Consider the following 17,376-nt stretch of genomic DNA (forward strand, 5'->3'; position numbering starts at 1 on the left):
AGATTAACCGGACCGGACTATGAAAAAATTATCGTATCTGCTGACATTGCTGCTACTCGTTACCCTCATGACGGGCTGCAAAGCGTTCCATACTCTGATGGATTCGAAACTCAAAGCCGCTCAGGGGGCACCGTACGAATTGATTGTCGTGTGCAACCAACAGTTGTGGGAGAGCGAGTTGGGTGATACGCTGCGTTCGGTGCTGTTGGCTCCGATTCCCTATCTGAACGAACGGGAACCTCTGTTCAACGTGATGCAGTTTCCGGAATCGGGATTCAAAGGTACGGTCGTCGATTACCGCAATATCCTCAAAGTGCTCGTCGATCCCTCCCTTGCGGCGGCTTCGGCCGGTGTGCAATACGATGTTACGGCTTCTCCGCAGGTCGTGGTGACGCTTCAGGGACCGACCCGGGAGGCACTTACGCAATATGTCGCGGAGCATCGTGCGGAGTTGGTGCAAACCTTCGAAGGGGCCGAGCGCGACCGCTCGATCGCTTTCGCCAACAAGTTCAATCAGACGGAATCCGGCAAGCTCGTTCGAGAAAAGTTCGGCGTGGAGATGAAGATTCCCAAAGGCTACATCCTGGCCCAACAAAGCGATGATTTCCTCTGGTTCCGGTACGAATTCCCGGCTGCGAGCCAGGGCTTCATGCTCTATTCCTATCCTTACGAAGGGAAGCAGTCCCTTTCGGAGGAGGCGTTGCTGGCTGCCCGCAACCGTTTCGCCGCTCGCATTCCGGGGCCGAGCGACGGCTCCTATATGACCACATCGAAAGTCTTTACGCCCCGGTATCGGTTTTTCCGGCTCGAAGGCAGAGCCTGGGTCGAAATGCGCGGATTCTGGGATGTCGAAGGGGATTTCATGGGAGGTCCGTTCGTAAGCTATACGACCGTCGATACGGCGACCGACCGGGTTTTCACGCTGGATTGTTATGTTTATTCTCCGAAACTTCCCAAACGCAATTATATGCGCGAAGTGGAACACTTGCTTCATCTGGTGAAATTCCCCGCAGCGACCGGTTCCGCATCTGCGACTGTCACCGCTGGCAGGCGGGAGGCGGCAAAATCAGATGCTCCGGCATCCCGGGACGCAAATCCGAAACCCGAAGCAATCTCGTCGGAATCCTGATAATCCGCCGCCCCGGTGTTGCAATTCCTGACATATCTGTTCATCGCCATCTATACGGCGACGGTTATCGGCATCATCCTGGTTGTCATTTTGGGCAACCGCAACCCGCTCAAGACGATCCCGTGGGTCGTCGTGCTGATTTTCGCTCCGGTCGTGGGATTGGTTTTCTATTTCTTCTTCGGGCAGGATCTGCGGCGCAAGCGGATTATTTCGCGCCGTACCTACAAGCGGCTCATGGTCTATGCTCTTCCGGCCCATGTGCGTCGAAGCGATGCCCCCGTTCCGGCCGCATGTCAATCCCTGTCCACTCTGCTTACCAATACTTCGCAGGCGGTTTCCTTTTACGGCAGCCGCCTGACCCATTACGGCGACGGGGCTTCCAAGATGACCGCCCTGCTCGAAGAGATCGAAAAGGCCCGCGACCATATTCACATTCTCTATTATATTTTTTGTGACGATGAAACGGGTGCCCGTCTTCAGCAGGCGCTGATCCGCAAGGCAAAGGAGGGTGTCAAAGTCCGCGTACTCTATGACGACGTAGGCTGCAACGGGGTCAAGAAAGAATTTTTCCAGCAGATGCGCGATGCGGGTGCGGAGGTTCATGCCCTGCTGCATGTACGCTTTCCGATGCTGACCGACCGGGTCAATTACCGCAACCACCGCAAGATCGTGGTCATCGACGGCCGGGTAGGTTTTTTCGGCGGTATGAATATCGCCGACCGCTATGTGAAAGGACCGGGTTGGGGGGTATGGCGGGACAGCCACTTCAAGGTAGAAGGAAAGGGGGTGTATGGCCTGCAATCCGCATTTCTGGTGGATTGGTCGACCGTCGAACGCGTACACCTGGATACCTCGAAGTTTTTTCCCGAAGCCGACAACTATACCTCATCGACCATGCAATTCGCTACCAGCGGTCCGTTGGGGCCCTGGCGAACGTTGTTGCAGGGTATTATGACGGCTATCGCCGGTGCGCGACGGAGTATCTGCATCCAGACGCCCTATTTCCTGCCGACCGAGGGCCTGAACTCCCTGTTGCAAACGGCGGCATTGGGCGGTATTGACGTACAATTGATGCTGCCCGAGCGTTCCGATTCCCGGATTATCGATAAAGCCGTGCATTCGTTCATCGACGATATGCTCCGGGCCGGGGTGAAGGTTTACTTTTATACCAAAGGCTTCCTGCATGCCAAAATGCTTATCGTCGATGATCTGCTGACGGTTGTGGGTTCTGCGAACATGGATTTCCGCAGTTTCGAGCACAACTTCGAAATCAACGCGTTCGTTTACGGACAGGATTTCAATACGGCAATGCGTCGTGTTTTCGACGAAGACCTGCGCTCGTGCCGGCGGCTTATTCCTTCGGAATGGTTGCGGCGACCTCTTCCGCAGCGATTGAGCGAGTCGTTCATGCGGCTCTTTTCCCCGCTGTTGTAAGGCCGGAGGAGGCGATGACGGCGATCGGGGTTTCCGTTGTTGTCCGATTCGCAAAAAACATAGCCACACCACGGAAAGCCCGGAGCCTGTAAAAAATATTTGGAGAATCCGATTTAACTTTCTATCTTTGTAAAACAAACGTATCAGGGTTCTGACCTTCACGGGTCGGGATTCTTATTTTTTTGATAAAACCATGGCAAAAGAGATTATTTATCTGACGGCAGAGGGTTACAAGAAGCTCAAGGACGAACTCGACCATATGCGCTCGGTGGAGCGTCCGGCTATATCGGCGGCCATTGCCGAAGCACGCGACAAGGGAGACCTGTCGGAAAACGCCGAATACGACGCGGCCCGGGAAGCACAGGGACTGCTCGAAATGCGTATCGCCAAAATGGAAGATACCATTGCCAATGCGCGTATCATCGACGAATCGAAAGTCGATAAGAGCAAGGTGCAGATCTTGAGTCGGGTAACTCTTCTGAACCACAATACCGGCAAGGAGGTGATCTATACTATCGTCGCCGAGCACGAAGCCAACCTGCGCGAAGGCAAGCTGGCCATCGGCACTCCCATTGCCAAAGCCCTGCTGGGACATAAGAAAGGGGACCGGGTGGACGTGACCGTGCCTGCCGGGACGATCCATTTCGAAATTCTGGATATCAACATCTGAAATAGGGAGATCGGGGTGAGGCAATCTTTTTAGGATGTAGAAACTGTTGTTGATTATTTTTTGGTAAGGAATGCTTTCGGGCGTTCCTTTTTTGTTCGTATTTGTATGATTCCGGTGCTTTGTCAGTCGATACCGGCGATTGCTGCTATGTACGGCGGATTGCATGCAAGGGGAGTTCGGTGCCATGATCGCGCAATAAACGGAACGTCCGACCTTAAGGTCGGACGTTCTCTGTTTTCTCGTTTTGGAGGAGCTATTTTAACGATGTGCGAATTTTGCCTGTCGCATATCCATAAGATTGATATTTGACAGGCCACCACCGATGAGTTCTCCGGCGGGGCTTGCACCCTCTTTGGTCAGATTTACCATTTGGCGGATAACGGGTCCATAGTTGCCTTCTGCATCCGCTGCTACGCCACAGATGGTGTTTTCATCCCAATAGACTGCCAGCAACTGATCTACCGCATCCTTAAATTCAGGTATTCCGTAAGTAACCAGATTGTTGATTATGCTGCGGTCCGAATATTCGTCCGGATTACTCAAATCGCCCATGAAACATCCTGTCCACCAATGAGCTGCCTTGTCGTTGTGGGATACTTTCAACAACAGAACGGCATATTCTTCGAAGCCTGCGAAGTTGATGGGATCCAATTGGGCGAGTTCTGCGCCATCATACCATGCGTAGCTGTCGATGCTTACTTCGGCAAGCGCAGCGGTATTCTCTTCTACCGTATATGTTTCACTGATGATGAAGGGAGCGACAGGGACTCCTTTTTGATCGATGGCAACGGCCCACATTCGCAATTGATCGCCTGTCTGAAGATTCCGTTCAAATTCTACAGGACCTGTGGCCGCGAGCATGGAAACCGCCTCGGCATGCAGGCCGGTGGTGCCCATATAGTCTTTGATTTTGGATTCAAGCACTTTTTTCATACCCTCCTCGATATTTTCGCCGAAGGCCTGATAATCCTCTTCCGAGATAAGATCGAATATGTAAACGACATCGTCTGCTGACGGAACGGTGGAGAACTTGGAGGCGACAACCGAACTTAAAGTGCATTCGAATTGAACGTCGAACGTTTGGGGATCCCCTCCTTCAAGAGTCTTGAATGTTTCGGTTTTGATCGGTGTGGTCGGGAATCCCTGTTCGCATCCGAAAACCGCAATTTGATATTCCCAGCCCGGGTTGAGTTCTTTTGCTTCATACGTGAAAGGTCCCTCGTGGAGATACATGTCGAGCATACCCCAGCCGAAATAACGATCGATCAGATATTTTTGATAATCCGTACCCGTCGGCACCTGGGACTGGATGTCAGCCGACAGAACATCCAGGAAGTAAACATCGCTGTTCGACGGTGTAACGGTAATCGATGCTCCTGTCTGTGTGATTGCTGTCGTTGCGATTTCGAATGTATTGGTGGATTCGGGTGCAGTCTGCGCTGTAAAAGCTTCTGCGGTAGGCTTCGTCGTCGTGTGTCCGTCGGCATCGATACCTACTGCGACGGCCCAATACTTGGCTCCCGGTTCGAGTCCTCTGGCCGTATATGCATCGTTGCCGTAAGAAGTAATGGCTTTGACCGCCTCCTCGCGGGTCATCTCCTGCTGCTCCATCATCACTACCTCGATGAAATATTGTAGGTAATCGTCAAAACCGTGTTTTTGGGATTCCAGCCAATCGGCGTCGGTGACGATATCACTGAAATAACTTTTTGTTTCGTTGCTCGGAGAAACCGTGATTTCAGCTGTCGTCGGAGTAATGTTACTTACTGATACCTTGAATGTCAGTTGATTAGGATCAGTTTGGGGGGGGGGGTACGTCGGTTTTGTCGTCACTGCATGCTCCGGCGAACACCGCCAAAATAAGAAAAGGAATTAAAATTTTTTTCATAATCTTATTATTTTTTAGTGATTAATTCACTACTAAAATAAATAAAAGTAGTGAGAAAACAAAAAACGGATGATTTTTTAGGATGTTAAATTTAAGTTTTTTAAAATTGGATTGATGTCTTATGAAGAGGTAACTTTGTATTCGTATTCTCGGAACTGCCGGAAGTAAAGAAACCGGTCATAGTAACTTGGGGTATGATGCTGTTGTGATATTATATTGACCATTCGAATAAATTCGGAGCCTGTGTCCGTTTATACCCGAGGAAAAGGGTATGTTTGGGATTCGAGATATTGATATTTGATTCCCTGCAGAAGCATCCCAATATATAGGTATTTGGGAGAGTGCACCTTGCCGGGTAACCTTTTTTCATTATTTTTGCACCTGAAATGAGCGGACAAAAACTCATACGGGTATTCAATGCGGGGGCGCTGCTGCTGATCCTGCTCGCGGCCTATGCGGGCAAAAGCCTGCATACCCATCCCGATGAGTACTATCGTTACCTCACGGAGAACGATGCAAATACCACGTCGCCGGCTCTTGTGGACGACTGTGCGATTTGCCATTTCCATTTCTTCTCGTATATCCATTCTACCGACTGGGTCCTCGACAGTGAGTTCCGTTTGCTGGAAACCTTTTTCCGGCCGGAGTGTTACGATCCGGCAATCGTTGCGATATCGGGCTCGCAGCTCCGTGCGCCGCCTGCAATCGGGTAGATAAATTCGTTCCGGAACCATTCGTTTCCGGGACTATTCGACCGCACGTGCCGAGCGGCGCGGCAAAACATCGTTTTCACAGGGTATTCTCTCTCATCGGCCGTATTACGGGCCGTTGCCCCTGCCTGGCGAAAACAGACCCATTTTACATCTTAAAACATAGGATTATATTGTGTATCCATTTGGGAGCATAGCGCCCCGAGTCCATTCCGAGGAGGAGATTTAGGAGGACTTCATTACAGACGCAGCCTCCGGCCGCGAATAAACGCCCTCGAACTCGATTCCGCGACCGTCGGATAATGGGACATTGAAGATATAATCGCTTAATTATTATAATATGAAAAAATTGATCCTCTTGGCCGTAATGTGCCTGGTTTATCATACACTTTTTGCAGACGAAACGACCCCGAAACCTCAAAGCGACGCTCATCTTTACGGTCATGTCATCGACAGCGAAACAGGCGAACATCTGCCGTATGTTACTGTTACGATCCCCGGCACGACCATCGGTACTGCCACCGATGCGAGCGGGCACTATTTCCTGAAGAACTTGCCGACGGGCACGATTACCGTCGAAGCCCGAATGATGGGTTACGATCCTGTGCGCCATGAGGTATCGCTCAGGAAAGGACAATCCCTCGAACTCAACTTCGAGATCACGGAAAACGGAATCACCATGGACGACGTAGTCGTTTCGGCCAGCCGCAGCGAAACCACGCGTCGCAAGGCCCCGGCCCTGGTGAACGTCCTCGACCGCAAGATTTTCGACAACACCAACTCGGCTTGTCTGGCTCAGGGGCTTAGTTTCCAGCCCGGCGTACGCGTTGAGGACGACTGTCAGAACTGCGGTTTTATGCAGGTGCGTATCAACGGACTCGACGGACACTATTCGCAGATTCTCGTCGATTCGCATCCCGTCTTTTCGGCCCTTTCGGGCGTTTATGGACTGGAGCAGATTCCGGCCAGCATGATCGACCGCGTCGAGGTGATGCGCGGAGGCGGCTCGGCACTCTTCGGCTCCTCGGCCATCGGCGGTACGATCAACATCATCACCAAGGACCCCGACCGCAACAGCGCCGAAGTCGGTCACACGATCACGGCGATCGGCAACAGCAGCAGTTACGACAACGTCACCTCGGCCAATGCCTCGCTCGTCACCGACAGCCGTAAGGCGGGACTTTATGTCTATGGACAGAACCGCCACCGCTCGGGGTACGACCACGACGGGGACGGCTTCACCGAAATTCCGCAACTGCAATCCCAATCCCTCGGACTGCGCTCATTCTTCAAGACCAGCGCTTATTCGCGTATTACGCTCCAGTACAATACCGTCATGGAGTACCGCCGGGGCGGCGACCGGCTCGACCTGCCGCCGCACGAAGCGATGATCGCCGAGCAGACCGACCACAACATCAACGGCGGCAGCCTCTCGTTCGACCTCTCGTCCGCCGACTTCTCCAACCGTGTGAATGTCTATGCTTCGTTCCAGCACATCGCCCGCAAGAGCTACTACGGCTCCAAGCAGGATCCCGACGCCTACGGTCGCACGCACGACCTCACCGTGGCGACCGGCGCCCAGTACATCCATTCGTTCGACCGGTTGTGGTTCCTTCCCGCCGACCTGACCCTGGGCGTGGAATATAACTACAACGATCTGGACGACGAATCGATCGGCTATGATTATCGAACGAAGCAAAAGGTGCACATCATCGGCGCCTACCTGCAAAACGAGTGGAAAAACGAGCATTGGTCGCTGCTTATCGGCGGCCGTCTGGATAAGCACAGCCTCGTCGATCACGTAATCTTCAGTCCGCGTGCCAACCTGCGCTACAATCCCGGAGAGGGGGCGAGCCTGCGCCTAAGCTATTCGAGCGGCTTCCGTGCTCCGCAGGCCTTCGACGAGGATATGCACATCGCCATCGTGGGCGGCGAGCGGGTACGCATTCGCCTGGCGGACGATCTGCGCGAGGAGCGATCGCACAGCCTCAGCCTCTCGGCAGATCTTTATCACCGTTTCGGAAAAGTCCAGACCAACTTGCTCGTCGAAGGTTTTTACACGACGCTCGACCACGTTTTCGCCTTGCGTCCGCTGCCCGATCCGGATACGGACGGGAGTACGATCAAGGAGCGTTACAACGGCTCGGGCGCCCGCGTCATGGGCATCAATATCGAAGGCAAGGCCGCCTTCACCCGCTGGTTCGACCTGCAGGCCGGAATCACCCTTCAGCAGAGCCGCTACAAGGAACCGGAACAGTGGAGCGAAGATCCGGAGGTCGCACCGACCCGCAAGATGTTCCGCACGCCGAACACCTACGGCTACCTTACGGCTGAATTGACCCCCGTACGCAATTTGCAGGCAGCCATTACCGGAACTTACACGGGCAAAATGCTCGTGCAGCACATGGCGGGTTCGGGCACGCCCGTCGATCGGGCCGTCACGACACCTCGTTTCTTCGACCTGAACCTCAAAGTGTCGTACGACGTCATTCTCTATAAGGAGATCGCCCTGCAACTCCATGCCGGCATCCAAAATATCTTCAACGCCTACCAGAAAGACTTCGACCGGGGGGCCAACCGCGATTCGGGTTACATCTATGGCCCGTCGCTACCCCGCAGCTGGTTCGTCGGTGCGAAGATCAGCTTCTGACGGTCTGCCGGAAGCTCCGGCGGCTCCTTGCTTCGCCGGACAGGGAATATCGTTGTCGCTCATCCGGATTGACGGCATACGGAACTTTTTTGAAAATATCGCTTTCGGAAAGTCATGATATTTTCCGGGTATAAACCGAACGGAGCTGCTTGGCGGCTCCGTTCGCTCATGGCGGCCGAACGCTTTAGCAACCATTATTGCACCGATTTGCACGAGCCGCAAAACAATTTTACGGTTTTTCTCGTTTTTAATATATCGATCCATCCGTCAAAATTCGTATTTGCTGCGATTTTTGTTCTGTTCTCGAAACAGGGGTGGCTTGAATAACCGACATACGATCCCTATAACCAGATTTAACCCCGAATCGTTATGTTTAACTCCCGATCTTCCATCTCCATCTCGACGTTTCTTTCTTCACTGATTGGATCTATCATGCGCGGGCGACGCTCCGTCCGCTGCGGCCAAACGTGCGAGTACCGCAAGGCCAGACTCATCCTGACCCACGACCCGGGCGAAGAGCTGTTTCTGGGGGCCCTTCATCCGGCTGCGGCTCTTTTCCGGGAACATATCGATATCCCCGAACTCATCGCCGAACATGCTACTTATCGCAAAGTGCTCGAGGAGGCCGGAGCGAGGGTACTCACGGTACGTCAGATCCTGCTCGACGGAACCGGCGCGGACGGGAAACCCGCCGACCGGACGAAGCTGGAGAACCTGCGCCGCTTCGCGGCCGGTTTTCTTACCTTCGACACCCAAAACCTCTCTCCGGAAACAGCCGAGCAGCAAAAGGAGTACCGACAATCCATCCTCGCCAAGACATCGCCCCGGGATCTGGTGCGGATTATTCTGCGACAACCGATCATCCGACTGTCGGAAACGCAGATCAACACGGGGCTCAAGGCCGAATATTCGGAAAACCCCGTGATGAATCTCTTCTATACGCGGGACCAGTTGATAACCACAGCCAAAGGCATCGTAATCGGACGCATGAACTCCCCGCAGCGGGAGAAAGGATGCGACATTCTGCAATTCTGCCTCGAAAAAATCGGCATGAAACCGTTACACCGCATCGAAGGGGAGGGAGCTCATCTCGAAGGCGGGGATTTCTATCCGTTCGGCGATACGGCTTTCATCGGCTGCGGGATGCGCACCACGCAACCGGCCATCGATCAGCTTATGGAGCACGACCTGCTGGGCTGCAACCGTCTGGTCGTAGTCAAGGACCGATTGTTCAGCCAGGCGGAAATGCACTTGGACACCTATTTCAACATTATAGACCGCAATCTGGTGACGCTCACAGCTCGGCGTATGACCACCGATCCGGATTCTCCGGATCTGTTGCTGGCCGATATTTATCTCCGAGGTGCAAACGGCGTCTATACCAAAACCGAAGAAGATGTCGGATTCGTCGAATTGTTGAGGAGCCGTATCGGTGCCGCCATCATCCCCATTTCCGAAGAGGATGCCGACCGGCTGGCGGGTAATTTCCTGACGGTCGGGTCGCGCCGTATCATCGGGGTAGCGGGCCAGTCCGAAGCCCTGCGGACCGAACTGAAACACCGAGGGGTGAAGGTCACCTGGGTCGGGCTTGACAACCTTTGCAAAGGCTACGGTGCCGCACACTGCATGACGCAGGTGCTTCGCAGACGGTGAAGACTGTCCTCCGACGTATGTAAAAAAGACACTCCGGGGAAGTGAAAAGTTTTTCCGGGAGCGACCGTTGTCGCAATGTTCCGAAAGAATATGGCCGCTGTTGCCCGGCAAGGAGCGAAATCGGTTGTTATGTTCCGTTCATACGGGTCAGACGGGAAACTTTCCGCTTCCGGATGCGGGTAAGTTTCTTATAGAATACGACTTACTTCCGACGAAATGTGCGGCGGAAGGCTCTTTCACGAAAAATCCCCGGTCGAAAGACCGGGGATCTGCTATCGTTGTCGGCAAACGCTTACAACGCCTTGATCTCGTGAAGCACCTGGTTGGTCTTGCGGACCGCAGCAGCCGATGCCTCGAATTTGGCAGCCTCCTCCTTGGTGAGGTCGAGTTTGACGATCTTCTCGATACCCTTGCGGCCGATCACGGCGGGAACACCGATACAGATGTCGTTCTGGCCGTATTCGCCTTCGAGGTAGCAGCAGCAGGGGACGATCTTCTTCTGATCATGCAGGATCGATTCGACCATCATCGAAGCAGCGGCGCCCGGAGCATACCAGGCCGAAGTGCCGATGAGTTTGGTCAGCGTGGCACCGCCGACCATCGTGCTGGCGACAGCCTCTTCGAGTTTCTTCTTCGAGGCGAATTGCGTCACGGGCACGCCATTGACCGAAGCCTTCGAAAGCAGCGGAATCATCGTCGTATCGCCATGACCGCCGATCACCATGCCGTCCACGTTGTTGATGTTGGCGCCGGTGGCTTTCGCCAGGTAACATTTGAAACGGGCCGAATCCAAGGCGCCACCCATGCCGATAATCCGGTTTTTGGGAAGTCCCGAAGCCTTGAGCGCCAGATAAGTCAGCGTATCCATCGGGTTGGCGACCACGATGATGATCGCGCGGGGCGAATATTTCACCACGTTCTCGATCACACCTTTCATAATGTTGGCGTTGGTGCCGATCAACTCCTCGCGGGTCATACCCGGCTTGCGGGGAATACCCGAGGTGATCACCACCACGTCCGAGTTGGCAGTCTGCTTGTAATCGTTGGTCACGCCGACGAGCTTCGTATCGAAATCCATCAGCGTAGAACACTGGTACATATCCAGCATCTTACCCTCCGACAGGCCCTCTTTGATGTCGATGAGGACCACTTCGCTCGCCACTTCGCGGCAAGCCATCACATTGGCGCAAGTAGCGCCTACGGCGCCCGCGCCCACAACTGTTACCTTTGACATAATGTTATAGTTTTAAGGCGAGTCCGACGTATTGATTTCGGATGTAAAACAAAAATACTGTCACAACAGAACACGTCGGACTCACGTTACGGTATCTTTTGATGCCGGATTCTATCCTGACACTCCCTGCCGACACCCGTCGAAAACGGGAGGCTGCGGGGTTCGATTTACATCGAACGAATATTAGCCGATCAACTCTTTGTACTGCGCGTCGGTAAGCAGCGACTCGCACTCCTTGGGATCGGTCAGTTTCACTTTGACGAGCCAACCCTCTCCGTAGGGATCGCGGTTCACGATGGAGGGATCGGCATCCACTGCAGGGTTGAACTCCAACACTTCGGCGCCGACGGGAATGAAAGCGTCGCTCACGGTCTTCACGGCCTCGATCGAGCCGAAGACGTCACCGGCGGACAAGGTTTCGCCGACGGTCGGAACATCGACGAATACGATGTCGCCCAACTGGCTCTGTGCGAAATCGGTAATGCCGATAAAAGCCTCACCGCCCTCTACGCGGCACCATTCGTGGTCATTGGAATACTTCAGATTTGCAGGTACGTTCATAATTTTCGGTATTTGAATTGGTTAAAATGAAATTTATTCGCGGTCTAAAATATCATTGCAAATATAAGGTTATTTTTCGTTCGGCCAACGTTATCCTGTTATTTTTTTAACACGCAGCCCGTCCCGTCCGTTCGAGCCGTCCGCTTCCCCTCGATAACGAACTCTATCTCCCGGAACAGGTACCCTTCGGTACGGCCGTCGGGCAGCTCCAGCAGTAGCTCTCCCGAAGGGCGCACGCCCCGCAGCACGGCCTCCACTGTCCGGCCGTCGGGATAACGGTACCGATGCCGCTCTCCGAGCCGGTACATCCGCCGCCGGTAGTCGGCCTGTAGCGCCTCCCGATCCCCTTTCTCGAGTTGTTCGTACCGGGCAGCCAGACAGTCGCCCAAGCGGTGCAGCACCTCCTGCCGATCGTATTCGCAGCCAGTTTCGAGGCACATCGACGACGGGTTCGGCAACGACGGATCGAACCGGGTCTGATTGACGTTCACCCCGATTCCGACGATCGTACGCGACAGACGGTCGCCCGTCAGGTTGTGTTCGATCAGGATGCCGACCAGCTTGCGGTCGCCCGCATAGATGTCGTTCGTCCATTTGATCCGGGCGTCGATGCCGTAACCGCCGAAAAGGTCCGTCAAAGCCAAAGCTACCGCTTCCGAAAGCAGAAACTGTTCCGAAACGGGCAGGAAACGGGGTTCCCATACCAGCGAGAACATCAGGTTGCGTCCCTCCTCGCTGCTCCAGGTATGCCCCCGCTGGCCGCGTCCGGCAGTCTGCCGCTCGGCGCAGATCGCATCGCCGTGTCCGTAGCGAGGATTCCGGGCCTCGTCGTTGGTCGAGGTCGTCTCTTCGAGAAAGTGATAACGGGTCCTGTGCATCCGAAAGGTACTATACCGAAACTCCGAAATCCCGGAGCGCCGCGGTGAGCGAAGTTTTCTTGTCGGTGGACTCCTTGCGGCGTCCGATAATCAGCGCACAGGGAACGCCGTACTCCCCGGCCGGGAAACGCTTGGGGTAGCTGCCCGGAATGACCACCGATCCGGCGGGGACGTATCCCTTGTACTGTTTGGGTTCCGCCTCCGTTACGTCGATAATATGCGTCGATCCGGTAATCACCACGCCGGCGCCCAGCACCGATTCGCGGCAGATGTGCGCCCCTTCGACCACGATGGCCCGGGAGCCGATGAAACAGTCGTCCTCGATGATGACGGGGGCCGCCTGCACGGGTTCCAGCACACCGCCCACGCCCACACCGCCGCTCAGGTGGACGCGCTCGCCGACCTGGGCGCAGGAGCCGACCGTCGCCCACGTATCGACCATCGTGCCGGCACCGACCCAGGCTCCGATATTGACGTAGGAGGGCATCAGGATCGCCCCCGGCGAAATGTAAGCTCCGTAGCGCGCCACGGCGTGCGGTACAACCCGTACGCCCAGCTCCTCGTAGCCGTGCTTGAGGTCCATTTTGTCGTGCCATTCGAGTTCTCCGGCCCGCATGGTGCGCATCTCCTGCATCGGAAAATAGAGCAGAATCGCCTTCTTGACCCACTCATTGACCTGCCATTGGCTCCGGGACGGATCGATGGGTTCGGCCGTTCGCAGGCGGCCCTTGTCCAGTTCTTCGATAACGGCGCGGACCGCCTCCCGCACACGGGACTCCGCAAGCAATGCCCGGTCGTTCCAGGCCTCTTCGATAATTTGTCGCAACTGATTGTCCATTCCTGTTTTTCGCTTTCGTTATTCCGGTTTCAAAGTTACAAAATTCTCCTGCGGATCGCCGGATGCCGGCAACTTTTTCGTATATTCTGCGAATATATGGAATGTTCGGACAATCTTTGCGAACAAACCTGCACGATTGCGCCGGACTTTTCGTATATTTGTCTTTCGAAACCCTTCAAATACTAAAATATGTTAAAACACGTTAAAATTACTTTGGCGGTTTTCTGTGCCGCTGCTGCACTTACCGCCTGTAAGTCATCTATGAAAATCAAACACCTGCCTTATCCCGATGCCGAGCGTACGGAAGTCGTGGATAACTACTTCGGCACCGAAGTCGCCGACCCCTACCGCTGGCTCGAAGACGACCGTTCGGAACAGACGGCCGCCTGGGTCGCTGCCGAAAATGCCGTGACGCAGAATTACCTGGATCAAATTCCGTTCCGCGAGGCGATGCGTGCCCGCCTGACCGAGCTGTGGGCTTATCCCTGGGAGGGAGCTCCGGCTAAATTCGGGGATTATTACTATTTTTACCGCAACGACGGACGACAGAACCAGGCCGTGCTGTACCGCCAGGCTTCGCTCGACGCCGAGCCGGAGGTATTCCTCGATCCCAACACGCTCTCCGAGGACGGAACGGTTGCGCTGTCGGGCATCTCTTTCTCGGAAGATGGCCGCTACCTGGCTTATGCGGCTTCGGCTTCAGGTTCGGACTGGAGCGACATTCATGTCATCCGTACGGCGGACAAGCAGCCCACGGGCGATATCGTAAAATGGGTGAAGCTCTCCAACGCAGTGTGGACACCCGACGAAAAGGGATTCTATTACAGTACGTTCGACGTTCCGGAAGCGGGCGTCTATTCTTCCCAGAACCAATATCAGAAGGTATATTATCACACGCTCGGTAAGCCTCAGTCTTCCGATCGTCTGATTCATATGGACACACAACATCCGTTGCGCTATTTCGCTTCCAGTGTCAGCAAGGACGGCAAGTGGCTTTTCATCACGGCATCGGAGGGTACGTCGGGCAGTGAGATCCTCTACCGAAAAAGCAGCGATAAGAAGTTCAAGGTGCTGCTTCCCGGCTTTGCCAACGACCACGAGATTATTCGCGCCGAGAACGATAAACTTTACGTGCGTACCAACCTCGATGCTCCCAACTACCGCGTGATCCGCATCGACCTGAATAATCCTTCGGTGATCGAGGAGATTATCCCCGAAAATCCGAAGAATATGCTTGAGATCGTCAGCAAACCGGGCGACTATATGATGGCTTCCTACCTGGAGGATGCCCAAAGCCAGGTTTACCAGTACGATTGGAACGGCAAGCTCATTCGGAAAGTCGAGCTGCCCGCCATCGGATCGGCAGGCGGATTCTCCGGTAAAAAAGGCGAAACGGAGGCCTTCTATTCGCTGACCAACTTCACGACACCTTCGACCGTTTACCGTTACGACCTCGCAACGGGCGAATCGACCCTGTATAAGCGTCCCGAAGTGAAATTCAGCCCCGAAGACTACACTACGGAACAGGTGTTCTACACCAGCAAGGACGGCACGAAAGTCCCGATGTTCATCGTCTATCGCAACGGACTGAAGCTCGACGGCAACAACCCCTGTTACCTCTACGCTTACGGTGGGTTCCAAGTCAGCCTCGCGCCCTGGTTCAACCCGGCTGCCATTATGTTCATGGAACAGGGCGGCGTTTATTGCGTAGCCAACCTGCGCGGCGGCCTGGAATACGGAGAAGAGTGGCACAGGGGCGGCATGCTGGACAAAAAACAGAATGTTTTCGATGATTTCATCGCAGCGGCCGAATACCTCATTGCCAACAAATATACCTCGTCGAAGAAACTCGCCATCGCGGGCGGTTCGAACGGCGGCCTGCTGGTGGGTGCCTGCGAAGTGCAGCGTCCCGACCTGTTCGGCGTCTGCCTGCCGGCGGTCGGCGTGATGGACATGCTCCGCTACCACAAGTTCACCATCGGCTGGGGCTGGGTCGTAGAGTACGGCTCGAGCGACGACGAGGAGCAGTTCGGCTACCTCTACAAATACTCCCCGCTGCATAACATCAAGAAGGGCACGAAGTATCCTGCGACGCTGATAACGACTGCCGACCACGATGACCGTGTCGTGCCGGCTCATTCGTTCAAGTTCGCCGCCGAGATGCAGTACGCCCAGGGCGGCGACGCTCCGATCCTGATCCGCATCGACACCAAGGCGGGCCACGGCGCCGGCAAACCCGTCTCGAAGCGCATCGAAGAGGCTACCGACGTGTTCTCGTTCCTGTTCGAGAATACGGACACGCCTTACAAGACGGTCGAAACGAAATAATGCTATTCCGGTCGCATGTCCGAAACTTCGTTGAAAACGGAGTTTCGGAAGCAGCCGGGCCGATCCCGATGCGGGTCCGGAACCCGGCACGACGAAGTACCGGCCGATAACCATACTGTTTTATTGAGCGATGAAAGTTTACAAGTTCGGCGGCGCATCGGTCCGCAACGCGGACGGTGTGCAAAACCTGCTGAAGATCATCGGTGACGAACGGGATCTGTTCATCATCGTATCGGCAATGGGTAAGACCACGAATGCCTTGGAGAAGGTTTTCGAAGGGTTGCAGAAGGGCGACAAAGCCTTCTCGATGGAGCACATCACCGCGCTGAGGCAATACCACGCCGAAATCGTAAACGAACTGTACGGCGCTCCGACCCGGCTCGAGAAGATCGAACGGCTTTTCGGGGAGCTCGAACAGGTGGCGACCGAAACGGTCTATCGTCCGGAAGACGCCGAGCTGTGGTACGACACCGTCGTCGCTTTCGGCGAGCTGATCTCGACGACGATCATTTCGGAGTACCTCTCCGAACGGGGTATCGACAATTGCTGGCTCGATATGCGACGTTGCTTCCGCACCGAACAGCGACACAAGGACGCCTCGGTCGATATCGCCGCATCGCGGACTCTGCTGCGCAACGCCATGAAACAGTCTAAGGCCTGTATTTTCATCGGGCAGGGCTTTATCGGAGGTGCTCCGGACGGCACGACCACTACCCTGGGACGCGAAGGTTCGGATTACTCGGCAGCGGTGGCGGCCAATATCCTCGACGCGGAATCCATGTCGGTATGGAAAGATGTGGACGGCATCCTGAATGCCGACCCGAAGGTTTTCCCCGATGCGGTGCAGATCGCGGAACTGAACTACCTGGACACCATCGAGCTGGCTTACAGCGGGGCACAGATCATCCACCCCAAAACGATCAAACCGCTGCAAAACAAGAACATCCCGCTCTACGTGCGGCCTTTCGGGGACAAGCGAAAACCGGGCACGGTGATTCGCCGTATGTCGGCGCCGATCGAGGTTCCGATTCTGATTCTGAAGAAGGATCAGGTATTGCTGACGATCCGTTCGCGGGACTTTTCCTTCGTGCTCGAAGAGAAATTCGCGGCGATCTTCTCCCTGCTGGAGCGATACCGTATCAAGGTCAATCTGGTGCATAACTCGGCGGTGAACCTCAGCCTCTGCGTGGATAACTCCTGGCATATCGACGAGGCGATCCAAGCCCTCCGAAACGAGGAGTTCGACGTAATGAAGGTCGAGAACATGGAGTTGCTCACCATCCGGGGCTATAACGGCGATTTGATGGAGCGATATGCTTCGGGGCCGGAGGTTTTTCTGTTGCAGAGAACTCAATCGACGGCCCGTATTGTCCGGAAAAACCGGTAGTCCAACTTCGAAAAAA

The 17,376-nt window shown here is 54.8% G+C and carries 13 protein-coding genes; 8 read left to right on the forward strand and 5 right to left on the reverse strand.

The window, feature by feature from the left end; all coding sequences use genetic code 11:
- Positions 1-19 precede the first annotated feature (19 nt).
- The 3 genes from ALIPUT_RS04160 (at position 20) to greA (ending at position 3,233) form a co-directional block, all read left to right on the forward strand.
- Positions 20-1,129 (forward strand): DUF4837 family protein, encoded by a 1,110-nt coding sequence (locus tag ALIPUT_RS04160; RefSeq protein ID WP_004328473.1) that lies wholly within the window; start codon positions 20-22, stop codon positions 1,127-1,129.
- A 15-nt stretch (positions 1,130-1,144) separates the two neighbouring features.
- A complete protein-coding gene (gene cls, locus ALIPUT_RS04165) occupies positions 1,145-2,563 on the forward strand; it encodes a cardiolipin synthase (protein WP_004328474.1) in 1,419 nt (472 codons plus the stop codon).
- Positions 2,564-2,756: 193 nt separating this feature from the next.
- Positions 2,757-3,233, forward strand: a complete 477-nt coding sequence (gene greA, locus ALIPUT_RS04170) for a transcription elongation factor GreA (RefSeq protein WP_004328475.1) — start codon at positions 2,757-2,759, stop codon at positions 3,231-3,233.
- A gap of 258 nt (positions 3,234-3,491) precedes the next feature.
- On the opposite strand, the gene ALIPUT_RS04175 is transcribed toward greA, so the two are convergent.
- Positions 3,492-4,847 (reverse strand): hypothetical protein, encoded by a 1,356-nt coding sequence (locus ALIPUT_RS04175; RefSeq protein ID WP_040293198.1) that lies wholly within the window; start codon positions 4,845-4,847, stop codon positions 3,492-3,494.
- A 660-nt stretch (positions 4,848-5,507) separates the two neighbouring features.
- On the opposite strand from ALIPUT_RS04175, the gene ALIPUT_RS04180 reads away from it, so the two are divergent.
- The 3 genes from ALIPUT_RS04180 (at position 5,508) to ALIPUT_RS04195 (ending at position 10,134) form a co-directional block, all read left to right on the forward strand.
- Positions 5,508-5,834 (forward strand): hypothetical protein, encoded by a 327-nt coding sequence (locus tag ALIPUT_RS04180; RefSeq protein WP_022459780.1) that lies wholly within the window; start codon positions 5,508-5,510, stop codon positions 5,832-5,834.
- A 337-nt stretch (positions 5,835-6,171) separates the two neighbouring features.
- Complete coding sequence (locus tag ALIPUT_RS04185) at positions 6,172-8,481, forward strand: TonB-dependent receptor (protein WP_004328479.1); 2,310 nt, start codon at positions 6,172-6,174, stop codon at positions 8,479-8,481.
- 369 nt (positions 8,482-8,850) lie between these two features.
- Positions 8,851-10,134, forward strand: coding sequence for an arginine deiminase family protein (locus ALIPUT_RS04195; RefSeq protein ID WP_081443361.1), 1,284 nt, complete (start codon positions 8,851-8,853; stop codon positions 10,132-10,134).
- Between the two features lie 292 nt (positions 10,135-10,426).
- Here the strand turns inward: ALIPUT_RS04195 and mdh are convergent, their stop codons facing one another.
- From mdh to ALIPUT_RS04215, 4 genes are all read right to left on the reverse strand, one after another.
- Entirely contained in the window at positions 10,427-11,368 is a 942-nt protein-coding gene (mdh, locus tag ALIPUT_RS04200; RefSeq protein ID WP_004328483.1) for a malate dehydrogenase, read from the reverse strand.
- 183 nt (positions 11,369-11,551) lie between these two features.
- Complete coding sequence (gene gcvH / locus ALIPUT_RS04205; RefSeq protein WP_004328484.1) at positions 11,552-11,929, reverse strand: glycine cleavage system protein GcvH; 378 nt, start codon at positions 11,927-11,929, stop codon at positions 11,552-11,554.
- Positions 11,930-12,027: 98 nt separating this feature from the next.
- Positions 12,028-12,807, reverse strand: coding sequence for a biotin--[acetyl-CoA-carboxylase] ligase (locus ALIPUT_RS04210; protein ID WP_004328485.1), 780 nt, complete (start codon positions 12,805-12,807; stop codon positions 12,028-12,030).
- Between the two features lie 10 nt (positions 12,808-12,817).
- Positions 12,818-13,645, reverse strand: coding sequence for a 2,3,4,5-tetrahydropyridine-2,6-dicarboxylate N-succinyltransferase (locus ALIPUT_RS04215; RefSeq protein WP_004328486.1), 828 nt, complete (start codon positions 13,643-13,645; stop codon positions 12,818-12,820).
- A gap of 189 nt (positions 13,646-13,834) precedes the next feature.
- Between ALIPUT_RS04215 and ALIPUT_RS04220 the strand changes: the two genes are divergently transcribed.
- Both ALIPUT_RS04220 and ALIPUT_RS04225 read left to right on the forward strand, forming a co-directional pair.
- Complete coding sequence (locus ALIPUT_RS04220; protein WP_004328487.1) at positions 13,835-15,973, forward strand: prolyl oligopeptidase family serine peptidase; 2,139 nt, start codon at positions 13,835-13,837, stop codon at positions 15,971-15,973.
- A gap of 130 nt (positions 15,974-16,103) precedes the next feature.
- The gene (locus tag ALIPUT_RS04225) at positions 16,104-17,360 is read left to right on the forward strand and encodes an aspartate kinase (protein WP_004328488.1); all 1,257 of its coding nucleotides are present in this window, start codon (positions 16,104-16,106) and stop codon (positions 17,358-17,360) included.
- Positions 17,361-17,376 lie beyond the last annotated feature (16 nt).

The sequence above is a fragment of the Alistipes putredinis DSM 17216 genome (assembly GCF_000154465.1).
Lineage (GTDB): Bacteria > Bacteroidota > Bacteroidia > Bacteroidales > Rikenellaceae > Alistipes > Alistipes putredinis.

Bases quoted from the DNA above. Each gene is read 5' to 3' on its own strand.
- mdh (WP_004328483.1), bottom strand. From the start codon at position 11,368: ATGTCAAAGGTAACAGTTGTGGGCGCGGGCGCCGTAGGCGCTACTTGC.
- ALIPUT_RS04215 (WP_004328486.1), bottom strand. From the start codon at position 13,645: ATGGACAATCAGTTGCGACAAATTATCGAAGAGGCCTGGAACGACCGG.
- ALIPUT_RS04175 (WP_040293198.1), bottom strand. From the start codon at position 4,847: ATGATGGAGCAGCAGGAGATGACCCGCGAGGAGGCGGTCAAAGCCATT.
- ALIPUT_RS04210 (WP_004328485.1), bottom strand. From the start codon at position 12,807: ATGCACAGGACCCGTTATCACTTTCTCGAAGAGACGACCTCGACCAAC.
- ALIPUT_RS04160 (WP_004328473.1), top strand. From the start codon at position 20: ATGAAAAAATTATCGTATCTGCTGACATTGCTGCTACTCGTTACCCTC.
- ALIPUT_RS04180 (WP_022459780.1), top strand. From the start codon at position 5,508: ATGAGCGGACAAAAACTCATACGGGTATTCAATGCGGGGGCGCTGCTG.
- ALIPUT_RS04220 (WP_004328487.1), top strand. From the start codon at position 13,835: ATGTTAAAACACGTTAAAATTACTTTGGCGGTTTTCTGTGCCGCTGCT.
- gcvH (WP_004328484.1), bottom strand. From the start codon at position 11,929: ATGAACGTACCTGCAAATCTGAAGTATTCCAATGACCACGAATGGTGC.
- ALIPUT_RS04225 (WP_004328488.1), top strand. From the start codon at position 16,104: ATGAAAGTTTACAAGTTCGGCGGCGCATCGGTCCGCAACGCGGACGGT.
- ALIPUT_RS04195 (WP_081443361.1), top strand. From the start codon at position 8,851: ATGTTTAACTCCCGATCTTCCATCTCCATCTCGACGTTTCTTTCTTCA.
- greA (WP_004328475.1), top strand. From the start codon at position 2,757: ATGGCAAAAGAGATTATTTATCTGACGGCAGAGGGTTACAAGAAGCTC.
- ALIPUT_RS04185 (WP_004328479.1), top strand. From the start codon at position 6,172: ATGAAAAAATTGATCCTCTTGGCCGTAATGTGCCTGGTTTATCATACA.